Below are 14,428 nucleotides of genomic sequence, written 5' to 3' on the forward strand. Positions count from 1 at the left end.
CTGCTGGCCGCGCTGCTCGCGTCGGGCACGCCGGCCCAGGCGGCACCGGCCGTGGCTCGAAGCGAACAGCAGACAGCGGCGCTGCGCTCACAAATTCGTTGCTCCACAACGAAATCAGCCGACGTGAGGAGAGCGGACGTCGGTGCGCCCGCGCCCCGTGCGCCGCAATCCGCCGAGGACACCCCGTCCGCCTACTCGGCTCTGCTCACTCCGCAACGGATGATTCCGGGTGAGGAGTACTGGGTCGAGGTCAAGGTGACCAACACGACCGCGACGCCGTTGCCCAAAGCGCACTTCGTCCTTTCCTACCACTGGAAACTGCCGGACGGCACGGACTACACGAAGCCGTCCAACCGCGCGGACACGGCGCTGCCGAACGACGTCGCGCCGGGCCAGTCCGTCACGACGCAGGCGACTGTCAAGGCGCCGATCAGCACCGACCTGGGCAACCAGCGTGAATCCTTCGTGCTGGACTGGGACCTGCGCGACAAGCGCACGGACAAGTGGCTCTCGGAGACCGCCGAGGTGCCGACGCTGAGTCAGCAGGTCACCGCCGAGTACCCGACCTCCGACCAGCTCGGGCTGGAGAAGTTCTACCAGTACAACGGGACCAACGCCGGTACCGGCTGGTCCGCGACGGTGAACCAGTACTCGGGCAACGCCGTCGTGGGTGTCAACGCCTACACCAACCCGAACCGCGGTCTGAGCACGTTCGTCCGGCTCAACTACAACAGCCTCGACAGCTCGAACTCCTACCTCGGCACCGGCTGGTCGCTCACCACGTCGAGCCTGCACCGGCTCGGCTCGCCGCTGCAGTTCCACCGGCCGTTGCTCAGCGACCCGGACCACCCCGCGAAGATCACCCTGATCGACGGTGACGGCACCAGCCACTGGTTCGACCTGAACAAGAACGGCAGCAACGACAAGAAGAAGTGGACGTACGACAGCCCGGCCGGAGTGCATTTGCGCCTCGCACGCGCCGGCGGTGACGACAAGTCCCGCACCTGGGTGATGACGCATCCGGACAGCACGCGGAACTTCTTCGACGCCGACGGCTATCAGACCGCGATCGCCGACAAGAACGACAACGAGCTGAAGTTCACCTACGTCCGCACCACACACGGCAACCGCAACACCGGTGTGCTCACCGAGATCACCGACGCGACCGGCCGCCGGGTGCTCACGCTGGACTACTACCAGCGCGGTGACGACTTCTTCTCCTTCGCCGACGACGTCAAGGTGTTCGGGAAGAACCTGACGAACACCTCGATCACCAGCCAGCTGCGCTCGATCACCGACATCAGCGGCCGCCGGACCACGTTCGCCTACAGCGACCGCGGCCAGTTGCAGGAGGTCGTGGACGGCGCGGACACGCCGGGGCAGAAGATCGTCTCGCTCTTCTACGCCGATCCGCGCGACCACGACTCGAAGCTGGTGCGGGTCAACGACGCGCTCGGCCGCGGCACCCAGGTCAAGTACTACGAGGACCAGGACGACCGCTTTCGGCGCAACCGGGTGCAGGAGCTCGTCGACCGCCGCGGGCACGCCGTCGCGTTCACCTACAGCGACCCCGACGGCCGTGCCGGTGAGTCCGTGTCGTCCACGGTCACCGACCAGAACCGCAACGGCACGACGCTCCTCCTGGACGGCTTCGGCAGGCCCGTCAAACAGACCAACGCCAAGGGCGAGGTGACCGACCTCGCCTGGGACGACGACAACAACGTCCGGTTGATGCGCGAGCACAACGGCGCGACGACGACGTGGAAGTACGACCCCAAGACCGGCTACCCGCTGGAGATCAGGGACGCCGAGGCGAACGTCCACGACACCGCGCCGACGAAGCTGGGCTACCGGACGAAGCTCGACGGGTACACCGCCGAGCTCTCCGAGAAGACCACGCCGGAAGGTCGCAAGTGGACGTTCGGGCACGACGACAGGGGCAACCTGACGTCGCTCACCGACCCGAAGGGGTTCGTCAGCAAGAACGAGTACGACGAGTTCGGTCAGCTCGAGGTCGCGACCGACGCCAACGGCCACGCGAACCGGTTCGAGGACTTCGACCCGACCGGCTACCCGCGGCGGTCGATCGACGCGCTCGGGTGCGTCACCACGACGGCCTACGACGTCGTCGGCAACGTCGTGTCTCTCACCGACGCCAGGCAGAAGACCAGTAACTACACCTACGACATCTTCAAGCGGCCGGGCACCACCAGGGTCCCGCAGGACGCCGCCGCCGGGAAGTTCATCGTCACGCCGGGACCGCGCTACGACCAGAACGACAACGTTCTGGTGAGGACCGCTCCGAACGGCGCGGTCTCGACCGCGAGCTACGGCGCGATGGACGAGATCACGTCCGTCACGGCACCGAAGGACAGCGCCACCGGCAAGGTGAAGATGTCGACCTACGAGTACGACGCGGTCGGCAACCTGGTCAAGGACACCGCGCCCGAAGGCACGCTGACCAGGAACGACGACAGGGACTTCGCCACCACCTTCGCCTACGACCAGCTCAACCGGCTGGTCGCGACGACCCTGGCGACCGGTGACCGCTCGACCACCGCGTACGACGTCGTGGGCAACGTGGTCGCCGAGACGAGTGCGCTCGGCAGAACGTCCAGGTCAGAGTTCGACCTCAACCACCGCGTCACCAAGGTGATCGACGCGGCCGGCCACAGCACGCGGTCCGAGTACGACCGCGACGGCAACGTGCTGGCCGCGGTCGACCAGAACGGCAACAGGACCGTGCGCGTGCTGGACGAACGCGCGATGGTGCGCGAGGTCCGCACGCCACACGATGCGAACGTCGAGCGGATCAGCCGGTTCGAGTACGACGCCGTCGGCAACAGGACGAAGACGATCACGCCGAGGGGTGTCGAGACCGAGGACGACCCGGACGACTTCACCGAGCAGGTGATCTACGACGAGCTGAACCGGGTCAAGGAGAAGCTCGCGCCGTTCGACGAGGACGACGCCCGGGTCAAGACGCCGGACCGCACGCTCTACGGCTACGACGAGGTCGGCAACGTCGTCGAGACCAGCGCGCCGCCGTCGGCGGGCCAGACGGTCCGCAACGTCACGACGAACACCTACTTCGACAACGGCTGGCTGAAGTCGTCCGTCGCCCCCTGGAACATCACCGCCGGCTACGAGTACAACTCCATCGGCAAGCAGACCAGGCGCGTGCTCACCGCGGCGGGTGGTTCGTCCACCAGGTCGATGGAGTGGGAGTACACCCCGGACGGCAAGCAGTTGTCCCGCAAGGACGACGGCGTCCCGGTGGGCAAGGACGTGCTCGTCGTCGACAACTCCGACCAGGCGGTCGAGCTCGAGGGCGAGTGGGGCACGGCGGGTGCGGCGGGCGGTGATCACGAGGGCTTCGACTACCGGACGCACAACGCGGGCAACGGCGGCGACACGTTCAGCTGGCTGGTCGACGTGCCGCGGACCGGTAGGTACGAGGTGTTCGTCCGCTACACCGCCACGGCCACCGCGAAGAACGCCTCCTACGCGGTGGAACACGACGGCGGCACCGAGACGAAGCAGGTCGACCAGACCCAGCAACCGGGGCAGTGGGTGTCGCTCGGCAGCTTCGGCTTCACCGAGGACGCGGTCAAGAAGGTCACGCTGTCGAACCAGGCGAACGGCACCGTCGTCGCGGACGCCGTCAAGGTCGTCCGCGACGGCAGCGGTGAGACCGACGACGAGCAGAAGACGTTCGGCTTCTCCTACGACGCCAACGACAACCTCGTCGAGATGACCGACAGCAGCTCGGCGGCGAAGGTCAGCAGGTACGCGGTCACCTACACCGGGCTCGACCAGATCAAGCAGGTCGAGGAGATCGGCTCGGGAACCACCGGGAACAAGGTCACCAGCTACACCTACGACGCCGACGGCAACCCGAAGACCCGCGAGCACTCGACGCAGTCGTCGTCGTTCGAGTACGACGTCCGCAACCTGGTCACCAAGGTGACCAACACGGGCCGCACGCCGGGCGCCGAAGCACAGGTGGCGACGTTCGAGTACGACGCACGTCGGCAGTTGCTGAAGGAGACCAAGGCCAACGGCAACGTCGTCGGCTACGAGTACTTCCTCAGCGGGATGCAGCGGTACTACGCCGAGAAGAAGCCCGACGGGACGCTCGTCAACGAGCACACGCTCTCCTACGACGCGAACGGCCAGCGCACCAAGGACATCGCGAAGACGATGAACGCCGACAACAACTCGGCGTACCTCGACCGCACGCTGACCTACGAGTTCGACCCGGTGAACCGGCTGCGCAAGCAGGTCAAGTCCGACGCCTCCGGCAAGGAGCTGGAGACGGAGTCGTACGTCCACGACGCGAACGGCAACGTCGTCGAGCAGACGCTCGAAGGCAAGACCACGAAGTTCACCTTCGACCGCAACAGGGTCACGTCCGCGACCGTCGACGGTCAGACGGCACGGCATTCGTACGACCCGTTCGGCCGGCTGGACAAGGTGACGGCGCTCGGGAAGACGATCGAGAAGTACCGCTACGACGGTTTCGACCGGATCGCCGAGCAGCAGAAGCTCAAGAGCGGCAGCGCCGACCTCGTCACGATCACGTTCGCCTACGACCCGATCGATCGCACGACCACCCGTACCGAAGGCGGCAAGACCACCGACTACGCCTACCTCGGCCTGTCGTCCGAGGTGCTGACCGAGCAGCTCGGCGGCAAGCTGACGAAGTCGTACCAGCACAGCCCGAACGGCCGGAGGCTGTCGCAGACCACGCACGAGGACGATGGCGGCACCGAGCAGGCGCAGTTCGGCTACAACCCGCACACCGACGTCGAGTTGCTGACGGACGACAACGGCAACACCAAGTCCACCTACGGCTACACGGCGTACGGCAAGGACGACGAGGAGTCGTTCACCGGCATCGACAAGCCGGACGCGCAGCAGCCGGGCAAGGAGCCGTACAACTTCTACCGCTTCAACGGAAAGCGGTGGGACAGCACCACCGGCAGCTACGACATGGGCTTCCGGGACTACAACCCCGGCCTGAACAGGTTCGTCAGCCGCGACACCTACAACGGAGCACTGGCGGATCTTCAGCTCGGAACCAGTGCGTGGACCGGCAACCGGTACTCGTTCGCCGGCGGCAACCCGATCAGCCGGGTGGAGATCGACGGCCACTGCTGGGCGTGGGGCTGGATCTGCGACACCGGTGACGCCATCGGTGACGCCGCGAACGCGGTGGGCGATGCCGCCGACGCCACGTTCGACTACCTCGGCGACCACATCGACGACATCGGCGGGATGCTCGGCGGGGCCGGCATGATGATCGGCGGCGGTGCCTTGGCGGTGGTCAGCGCGCCGCTGCTGGCCGCGCCGGTCGCCTGTGGCACAGGCGTTCTGTGCGCACCCGGCCTCGCGGGCGGCGCGCTGGGCCTCGCCGGAGTGCTCACGGGTGGCGGCATCGCCATCGGTGGAGGGGCGCTGTTCGCCGAGAGCCTCGGCGGGATGTTCGAGAGCTCGTCGAGCAGCAGTTCGAGCAGTAGCAGCAGTTCCAGCTCGACTGGTCCGGAAAAGGCGCCGGAAGCACCGCACGTGCTGAAGTCGGACTACCGGGGAAGGTACTTCGCCTGGCTGTACCGCGAGGGCAAGCCCATGCTGCCGAAGGACTGGGACGCGCACCACGCCATCCCGCAGGAGTACCGCAACCACCCGGAGTTCAAGGACTTCGACTTCGACGCCCCGTCCAACATCCGAGGCGTTCCCGGAAGTAGCGCGGCCATGCCCCAGAAGAGCCGCGCGCACAACCACCACCAGGACATCACGAACAGGTGGGCCGACTTCGGCAGGCAGAACCCGAACGCCAACCGGTCGCAGATCGAGGACTTCGCGCGCCGCATCGACGAGGAGTTCAGCGGTTCGTACTGGTACTGGCCGTGATCATGCGGCGGGGAGGTCCGAAGTGGACCTCCCCGCCCCGTTTCCTCGAGTAAGGTGCTGCAGGTGGACGTGTTCGACTACGAGCGTTGGCTGACGTCGATGAACGAGCTGGCGACCAGGATGACGGCAGGTTTCCAGGAGAAGTTCGGCTTCCCGCCCTACGAGAACGGTGTCGAACGCGCCGAGGGCGAACCCGAAGGGCTGGAGGCGCTGCCCGCGCCGCTCGCCGAGTTCTACCGGCACGTGGCCGAGGTGTCGCTGATGAACGTGTTCGTCGGCTATGCGGTGTGGCCGGCCCAGCACACGATCAGCGGATTGCAAGGTGTGCAGCCGATTCGCCTGGAAGGGCCGGGGACCGTCGACGTCGTGACGTTCGGGTCCGACGGGGGCGGCACGTTGTTCGCACTCGGCCTGCCCGCCGGCGCACCGGTCTACCTGCTGCCGCCGAGCGGGGTCGACCGCAGCGGTGTGTACGACAACTCCGACTCCCGGGCGAAGGTCGTGGCGACCACGTTGCCGGAGTTCCTCGGCAAGCTCCACGACGTGCTGGAGGACGTCGTGCACGACCGCTTCGACCCGAGTCGTCACTTCGCCTGATCGTCGGCCCGGCCCTGCCTACTCGGTGAACATCGTGTAGGAACGCATGTCCTCGAAGCGCTTCGCGGCCAGGTCTTCTGCGCGGAGCAGGAAGCACCCGTAGTAGACCTCGCTCTGCGTGGGGAACTGGGCGAGAGGCAGCCATTCCCGGACCAGCCGGTGCTCCTCCTCGCGCTGCAGGCGTCGCCGCTCATCGGTCGACAGGTCCGAACCCGCTGCCCCGTTCCGGACGCTGTCGAAGGACATCTGCGTGTGCGGGTCGTCCGAACTGCCGACGTTGCGGCAGTACCCGCCGATCTGGAGCGGACTGCGGTAGCGCTCGTCCCCCTCGGGCCAGAGCTCGCCGACGATCTCGCACAGCTGGTCCACGTGCTTCAGCTCGTCGAACAGCTGCTTCACGTTCTCCGCCGCGAACCGGACGTCGCGGTCCTCGATCCAGTCCGGCAGTTCCGGCCGCACCCGTGCGGTGATCCGTTGTTCGGGGATGAGGAACGGAATGTCCTCGCAGAAGAACGTCCTGGAGTCGTGGTCAGCCGGCGGCGCCGCCACGGCCGTCTCCACGTCCGCGGGAACGTACAAGACATGTGCGTACTCAGGAGAGGGATGTTCCTCCATGTCCTCCTCGTGGTGCAGGAAGAACAACAGCGATCCGTCAGCCGGCAGACCGAGCCCCTCGGCCCGCGGCAGAGCCGCGCAGTCGACGGAACCGATGAACGGCAACGGCGACTCGCCGCCCGGCCACTGCACGCCCACCGGTAAGCGGGGAAGGCCGCCCATCTGACCGACGGCCGGCTCCCCGTCCTCGCCGGGCCACGCCCAGACCGCGAACCGGAGGTGCTCGGCGAACCTGCCGACCTCGTCCTCGGGAATGCCTCGATCGATTGCCGCGCTGCGGAACTGTTCGTAGCGATCCATGGCGCAACATGATCGCAGAGCGGTGGGAGCGCTACCACATCCCCGGTCCAGCGCAACGAACCTGTGGGGTGCCAGAACTCTGCACTATCCCGCGGAGCTGCGACGGCTGTACTCCGTCTTCGTCCAGTTGGGTGGCTGGCTGGTGCTGCTCGGCCGATCCACTTCGGATCCCGCCTTCGCCGACTCGAGACGCCGACACGTCATGGCGACGGTTCCTGCGTGCTCAGGCGGTAACCATGCTGGCGTGCGACTTCTTCGATGTCGACTGCGCGGCGACGTTGAAGCGGGTGTACGTGTTCCTCGTGATGGAGGTCGGCACCCGCTATGCCCACATCCTCGGCACGACCACCAACCCTGACAGCCCGTGGACCACACAGCAGGCACGCAACTTGCTCATGGAGCTTGATGACCGGGCCAGCGAGTTTCGTTTCCCTGGTTTGTGACAGGGCCGGCCAGTTCACAGTGTCGTTCGATTCGGTTCTCACGGACGCCGACATCGACGTTGTGAAGATCTCACCACAATGTCCGGGGGCCAACCGCTATGAGGAACGCTTTGTCGGCACTGTCAGGCGCGAGCTCGCCGGCCGGCTGCTCAATGAGCGTCACCTGAAGTCAGTGCCGAACCGCTACGTCTCCCACTACAACCCACCGAAGGCCACACAGAGCGCGGGACCACGCCCCTCCGCGACCTGATCACCCGCTCACAGGATCAGGCAGTGGCGCCGTCGTTGTCGGCGAGTGCTTGGGTTTGATCAACGAGTGTGAACCAGCAGCTGCGTGATCCGCAGGTCAGGCACGTTGAGCCGTTTTGGCATCCCACACGAAACGAGGGATCCGCGCATGCCCATACAACCCGAAAGCCCCCGGCCTTTGCAGGTCAGAGGCTTTCGGGTTGTGAGGGCGATACTGGGATCGAACCAGTGACCTCTTCGGTGTGAACGGATCCTGTCGAGCTTCAGGCCGTTGCCCTGGTCTCGCTGCGTCAGCTCTGAGCTGTGTGAACGGCCTTTCCGGGTCTCGCTGATTCATTCGCGTCTCGCTTGGAGTAGTGCGTCTCAGCTACCGAATTTACTACCAGTCAACGTTCCGTAGAGCTTCCGACGGCGGGGTGGTTGGTTCAAACGCTATCTAGGTCGAGTGTCACACTCGACCTAGATAGCGTTTGCGCATCTTGATCTAAGTTGCTTGATGCGGCTCGCTCACGGTTGTGCAGGAGGTGGAGAAATGATTGAGTCTCGCCCTCGGCTTCGACTATCAGGTGCTGACCACCCTGTATGGTAACGGCATAACAAGTATTTTTGCTGGCAATCGCGGTCTGCGACGAATGTGGCATACGCGGCTCGCGGCGGGAGGCGTTGCCGTACAGATGCTCGTTGTCTTGTGTCGCATTCAAGATCCTAATTCAGATCACTGGAAATAGATTGGCTCTGGTGGAGTGTTGTCCGTAACGTCTTTTGATGCCTGTGTGATAGTTCGAGTCGTAGTCGAGAGTTGTCTTGGAATGAGGAAGCTGAAGTGAAATAAAAATACACGTACGTTGACATTGGCGACTATTCTGACTCCGGTTCTGTTCAAGCTGAATTGGACGAGATGAGCGCAAGTGGATGGACGCTGGTGTCGACTGATGTAACACACTACTTTTCGGGGGGAAACTATCTGCGGCACTCGATGTGGTGGAGTTCGGGTCGTGATTAGTAGCGATCGGGAATTACGTGGGCGGCGGCGTGGCGACGAACATGCGTCTGAGATTTCTAAGCCCGGTGAGCACCGACCTAATGCGCTGACCTGACGGCGATGGTGCTCGCCGACGACAGGTAGGTGCGGACGGTACCGGGCGACAGTGAGACCTGGCGGGCTATCCCTTCCGGGCCGACCGTTGCTCAGTGTGGCACCGAACTGCACTCCAGCACCGTCAACTCGGTCAACACCTTCAAGTACCCCGATGCGGGCCAGTCTCAGCCGCACACGGTGAAGCAGGTCGACACGACCGGTCCGAACGGCACCTCGCAGGACAAGTTCACCTACGACGCGTCCGGCAACACGACGTCACGCAGCATCTCCGGCGACACCCAAACGCTGGACTACGACGCCGAGGGCCGCGTCTCGAAGGTGAAAGAAGCGGGCGGCGCGGAGTCCACGTTCGTCTACGACGCGGACGGCGGGCGACTCATCGCCCGCGAGCCCTCTGCCACGACGTTGTACGTGTTCGGCCAGCAGATCCGCCTGGAGAAGAACACCACAACGCCGTCGTGGACCCGCTACTACAGCCACAACGGGCACGTCGTGGCGCAGCGGAACTCGATCTCGGGCTTGAAGTGGTTGCTGTCCGACCACCAGGGTACGGAGATCGCCGCGGTGAACGCGGGTCCGGGCCTTGCGGTGGCGTCACGCCGGCAGACCCCGTTCGGTGAGTCCCGGGGTAACCCCGCGACTCCGTGGAACACGCAGGGGTTCGTCGGCGGCACGCGTGAGGAGTCTGGTCTGACGCGTGTTGGTGCGCGGATGTATGACCCTGCCGCCGGCCGGTTCCTGTCGGCGGATCCGATCATTGACAACAACGATCCGCAGCAGCTCAACGGCTACGCCTACAGCAACAACAGTCCGGTGACGTTCAGCGACCCGACGGGTCTGCTTGCCGGTGGGCAGTGTGGTCCGGACGGCATCCTGTGCGGTGGCGGCCGGGAGAACTACCAGAGCGAAGACGACTACAAGAGCGTTCTGAACGACTTCAAGAAGGAGCGTTCGGCTCAGCAGCAACAGTCTTCTGCCACGCGTCAGGCCGTCGAGGAGTTGATGCGGAAGGAGAACATCAGTCAGGCGGAGTACGAGCAGGCCTTGAAGAACGCCCACATGACGAAGTGGGACGTGATCAAGGAGGCGGCCTGGGAGATGTTGAAGGACATCTCCGGGTGGAACGACATCGTCGACTGCTTCACCAAGGGTGATATCTGGGCCTGCGGTGGGTTGGTGATGAACCTGGTGCCGTGGGGCAAGGTCGGCAAGGTTCTGGAAGCGGGCTACAAGGCGATCAAGGCCGTCTCGTCGATGGCGAAGGTGATCTCCAAGGCGAAGGGGTTGCTGCGCCGGGTCGAGTCGATCGCGGCTCGGGGTGCCGAGATCGCGATGAACGCGCTTCGCAAGCTCGGCGGCAAGCCGGACTGTCCGAACAGCTTCCTGCCTGGCACGAAGGTGTTGCTGGCTGACGGATGCCCGAAGCCGATCGAAGAGGTGCAGAACGGCGATCAGGTTCTTGCCACCGATGAGAAGTCGGGTGAGTCTGCAGCACGTGCGGTCGTCGGCACGATCGTCGGTGTCGGAGTCAAGAACCTCGTCGAGATCACCGTCGACGGTGGCGACAAGGTCACTGCAACCGACAACCACCCTTTCTGGCTTCCAGAACAGCAGAAGTGGTTGGACGCCAAGGAGTTGCAGGTCGGTTCGGTGCTACAGACCTCGGCCGGGTCCTCGGTACGGGTGGCCGCAGTCCGCCAGTGGACCGCACTGGGACGCGTGCACAACCTCACTGTCGACGGCGTCCACACGTACTACGCGCTGGCGGGATCCACGCCGCTGCTGGTGCACAATTCGAGCTGTGACCTGGACGCGATTGTCGCCGCTGAATCGGCCGAGTCCAAGTCCACTAACACGGCGGGGGCGGTCGCGCTCGACAGCTATACCGGCCAGTGGGCCTACGGGGAAAGCGGGATGATCCCCGCGAACGTACACCCCGATCTTCAGAAGCGACTGAACGCCCTTGAGAAGGAACACGGAGGAAGTCTCGAAAACTGGAATCCAGGAGAGTGCGCAGAGTTCAACGCCTGCAATAATCTACTGTTGGAACAACCCGGTGTGAAGCTCAATGAGGTAGTGTACAAAACGATCGTGCGGTCGTCAGGGAAGAACTATCCGTCATGTGACAACTGCTTGTTCCTCCTTGGGGGAGCAGGGGCGAAAGAGGTCGGATAATGGCGATGAACGATCTGGCCGCCGCAGATCCGCTGCTGCTGGACTTCATGACCGGTATCGGTTGGTTCCCCGGCCGTGAGGTTGACCTCACGGCCGACCTGGAGGCGTGGGCGGCGGGCGGTTACGCCGTGCCAGGAGCTGTGCAGGAGTTCATGGCGGAATGCGGCGGGCTCGAGTTCGAGTACCCGCGAAGCGCCGCAGTGGGCGGGACGTACTCGTGCGTCGTGTCCGGAGTAGACGCGGCTGGAGGCCTCTTCAGGGCGAAGGTTGCGGAGTACGAGGTGAGGCTTGGTCTCGAACTGTGCCCGATCGGGCACGCCGCTGGACGGCATCTGACCCTCCTGATGGCCAGGGACGGGCGCACCTACGGTGGCAAGGACCACTTTCTAGCCAAGGTCGCAGACGACGGCTACCGCGCCCTCCAGGCGATCTGGTTGAGGAAGAAGCTCCTGAACGTCTGAGAGATCAGGTGATGAGGGGCCTGCTCGCGGCAGCGAGCAGGCCCCTCTGTTGTTGGCACATCGAGTCGGCGTGCCGAGCATTTGAAGGCAAGAGTGTAGTGAGTCCGAAGAGTCGGTGTTCTCCGGCTCGGTCCGGACTCCGGACGGCATCCAGACCAGGGGGTCAACTGAACGCTGGCGACTCCTGCACGCAGGTAGACGCGCGTACGCATTCTCGACGCAACCGTGCACCCAACACATGTGTGGGTGACACAGGCCGTCCAACATCTCCTAATGGACCTCAAGGACGTCGGCAGTTTTGCGCGAGTTAGTTTTCTCATCCGTGATCGTGACGGCAAGCAGCTCAGTGCAGGACTCAGGAACGCGCTCGACTCAGGTCGAGTTGACCTGCTCCGTACACGTTCACGGCCTTGAAGTCGACGCCGCCAAGGCAGTGATTGGTCTGCTTCGGATGCCCGCGTCGACGGGGCTGATGTGACGTGCAACGAGGCGATTCTGCTACCACTTTTACTACCGAGGCTCCGAGAGCAGGGAGCGAGAGGCACCGAGACCTTCGATCTGCGCAGGTCAGAGGCTTCGGGCGCACCGATGATGTCCGAGAGCGGACCTAGTGACCTCTTCGGTAGGGGCGAACAGATCACGGGTTGGATGGGCGAAGAGTCGCTGACCTGCGGATTCGCAGTCCACAGGCCTGAGGTTGGCAGAGTAGTTCCGCCCTGCGCAACGCAAACGGCCTGTCGATGGATTCCATCGACAGGCCGTTTGACCAGTTAAAACACACTGTGGGCGATACTGGGATCGAACCAGTGACCTCTTCGGTGTGAACTATAGTGCTGAGAACGCGCTGACCTGCGGAAACAAGATTCCGGCAGGTCAGCGCGGGTCCGTTCAGGTCCATTGAGGACCGTTCTGGCAAGTTCAGCGCACGGAGTTGCTCCCAATCTGCTCCCATTCCGTGCTCCCACGGTGCCCTCGGTTCTGCCTGCCTCGCCTGATCGAGGCGAACTCGGAGGAGCTTCTACATTCGTGGCGTCGACATCGTCGGATCCTTCGTCCGCTGCCACCCGGTTCACGTGTTCACTTGAGCGATGGGTCAGGCGGACACCAACCAGCGGGGAGCGATCGGCGAAACGGCGGTCTCGCTCGCATTCCAACGGCTCGGTGTCGCTCGTCGTGTCCGGAGGCGGTGAGTTTCTTGATCTTGCTCTGTGTGGTGTCGTCGAGCAGTGCAGTTCTGACCAGGCCCGGCATATCGAGGTGGCCCGAACCCGAGAAAGCCGCCGATGGGTGCGACGAGAACCCAGGCGAAGGCGGGGTCGGCGATTTCCTTCGACACGGCACCGCGTACTCCCAGATCGAGCAGCTCAGCAGCAGCCGTGCTCGTCCTGACCGCGTTCTTGAGGTTGGTGAAGCCGCAGTCCTCTTAGTGCAGCACCGCCTCGTCGAGCAGTTGGAAACTCCGCAGGCTGAAGTCGCGTGGAACCCAGGTCGTCCAGCACTGGGAAAGCCCAGCGATCGTGCGCTTGTAGTTCGACTTGTCGAGGATGTTCCATGACACGTGCTTCCTCGGGCGGGCCGAGGGAGGAGACCTCCAGGGCGGCGATGCGTCCGTCCGGGTAGTGCAACAGCGCGTCGACGGCTGCTCGGCGCCCAAGAACGTCGTACTCCTCCACGGTCACACCGAGCACTTTGCCGACGACAGCGAAAGCGAACTTCTCATCGGGACGATCTGCGCTCATGGCGCGACGATAGCCATGGCGGCGTTCTGGCCGATGCCACGCGTGCTGGACAGGAGATGAGTTCTTGCGGACAAAACTCGTGCAGATCGCCAAGACATCGCTCGGAGCTCGACCGTGACGTGGGTGAGGCTTCGCCGATTCGTCATGACCTGGGCCTATCTGACCTCCCGTGGCGTCACCGTCGACCTGTACACGAGGCCGGACGAGATTTCCTGGCTGTCGGAGAGCTTCGGAGTGCCGATCCCACCCGAGCCCGGTGCTGAGGATTCGGTGCACGTGCTGTGGCTCGATGACGTGCAAGTCGCTGCTTCGTCGCCAAGCAGCATCAGTTCTGGCCGCACGCCGCGCGCTCCCGTACCCGACCCGACGCCGCCAGGACAGCTGGCGCGTTCGGCGCGAGAAAACGCCGACCAGATCGCCAGGGAACTCTTCGAGACCGCACCGGACAGCGATGTCCGCATCGCTGGCCGCCCGGTCCGAGGACGGTGGGTTCCAGCGGACTTGCTGGGCTCGACGCCTGGCGCTCTGCTGCTCGGAGTGCTTCCGGAAGACCTCGCGCCCGATGAAATACGGCAGGTGGCCACCAGGTTGCGCTCACGGCGACTTGAACGCGGCCGATTCACGGCGACCATGCACGATCGTCTTGTTGTCGCCTACGCGCCTGACCTGACTGGCCAACCGTGGCACCTGGTGGACAACATCACCTAGTCGGCACCTCGGTTGTAACCAGCGTGATGATCGAGACCGCTTCGGTGCGCGGACGCCCTGGGGATCGCGGTGCAGAATCCCTACCGTGGCCTGGATTGCTGGATCGATTCGGGCGAATGCTGGGGC

Annotated in this window: 8 protein-coding genes; 6 read left to right on the forward strand and 2 right to left on the reverse strand. The window is 64.3% G+C overall.

Annotation, left to right across the window (positions count from 1 at the left end):
* Positions 1 to 123 precede the first annotated feature (123 nt).
* Positions 124 to 5,916: an RHS repeat-associated core domain-containing protein gene (locus ACQEU1_RS39290; protein ID WP_433213920.1), complete on the forward strand. Its 5,793-nt coding sequence runs from the start codon at positions 124 to 126 to the stop codon at positions 5,914 to 5,916.
* Between the two features lie 63 nt (positions 5,917 to 5,979).
* Positions 5,980 to 6,513 carry a hypothetical protein gene (locus ACQEU1_RS39295; RefSeq protein WP_433213923.1) on the forward strand — a complete coding sequence of 178 codons (534 nt, stop codon included), beginning with the start codon at positions 5,980 to 5,982 and terminating at the stop codon, positions 6,511 to 6,513.
* Between the two features lie 18 nt (positions 6,514 to 6,531).
* Here ACQEU1_RS39295 and ACQEU1_RS39300 read toward each other — a convergent pair whose 3' ends face one another.
* The gene (locus ACQEU1_RS39300) at positions 6,532 to 7,428 is read right to left on the reverse strand and encodes a DUF1963 domain-containing protein (RefSeq protein ID WP_433213926.1); all 897 of its coding nucleotides are present in this window, start codon (positions 7,426 to 7,428) and stop codon (positions 6,532 to 6,534) included.
* A 236-nt stretch (positions 7,429 to 7,664) separates the two neighbouring features.
* Between ACQEU1_RS39300 and ACQEU1_RS39305 the strand changes: the two genes are divergently transcribed.
* The 3 genes from ACQEU1_RS39305 to ACQEU1_RS39315 all read left to right on the forward strand — a co-directional run bounded on the left by ACQEU1_RS39305 (position 7,665) and on the right by ACQEU1_RS39315 (position 11,855).
* The gene (locus tag ACQEU1_RS39305) at positions 7,665 to 7,871 is read left to right on the forward strand and encodes a hypothetical protein (RefSeq protein WP_433213929.1); all 207 of its coding nucleotides are present in this window, start codon (positions 7,665 to 7,667) and stop codon (positions 7,869 to 7,871) included.
* Between the two features lie 1,375 nt (positions 7,872 to 9,246).
* Positions 9,247 to 11,394 (forward strand): polymorphic toxin-type HINT domain-containing protein, encoded by a 2,148-nt coding sequence (locus tag ACQEU1_RS39310; protein ID WP_433213932.1) that lies wholly within the window; start codon positions 9,247 to 9,249, stop codon positions 11,392 to 11,394.
* 5 nt (positions 11,395 to 11,399) lie between these two features.
* Positions 11,400 to 11,855, forward strand: a complete 456-nt coding sequence (locus ACQEU1_RS39315) for an SUKH-3 domain-containing protein (protein ID WP_433213935.1) — start codon at positions 11,400 to 11,402, stop codon at positions 11,853 to 11,855.
* A gap of 1,364 nt (positions 11,856 to 13,219) precedes the next feature.
* Here ACQEU1_RS39315 and ACQEU1_RS39320 read toward each other — a convergent pair.
* Positions 13,220 to 13,594, reverse strand: coding sequence for a hypothetical protein (locus ACQEU1_RS39320; protein ID WP_433213938.1), 375 nt, complete (start codon positions 13,592 to 13,594; stop codon positions 13,220 to 13,222).
* Between the two features lie 114 nt (positions 13,595 to 13,708).
* Here ACQEU1_RS39320 and ACQEU1_RS39325 point away from each other — a divergent pair, with 114 nt between their 5' ends.
* Positions 13,709 to 14,302: a hypothetical protein gene (locus tag ACQEU1_RS39325; protein ID WP_433213941.1), complete on the forward strand. Its 594-nt coding sequence runs from the start codon at positions 13,709 to 13,711 to the stop codon at positions 14,300 to 14,302.
* The last annotated feature ends 126 nt before the right edge of the window (positions 14,303 to 14,428 follow it).

The organism is Lentzea sp. CA-135723 (assembly GCF_050936595.1).
Taxonomy (GTDB): Bacteria; Actinomycetota; Actinomycetes; order Mycobacteriales; family Pseudonocardiaceae; genus Lentzea.

Excerpts from the sequence above, each read along its gene's own strand:
- ACQEU1_RS39300 (WP_433213926.1), bottom strand. The coding sequence starts at position 7,428 with ATGGATCGCTACGAACAGTTCCGCAGCGCGGCAATCGATCGAGGCATT.
- ACQEU1_RS39305 (WP_433213929.1), top strand. The coding sequence starts at position 7,665 with ATGCTGGCGTGCGACTTCTTCGATGTCGACTGCGCGGCGACGTTGAAG.
- ACQEU1_RS39315 (WP_433213935.1), top strand. The coding sequence starts at position 11,400 with ATGAACGATCTGGCCGCCGCAGATCCGCTGCTGCTGGACTTCATGACC.
- ACQEU1_RS39320 (WP_433213938.1), bottom strand. The coding sequence starts at position 13,594 with ATGAGCGCAGATCGTCCCGATGAGAAGTTCGCTTTCGCTGTCGTCGGC.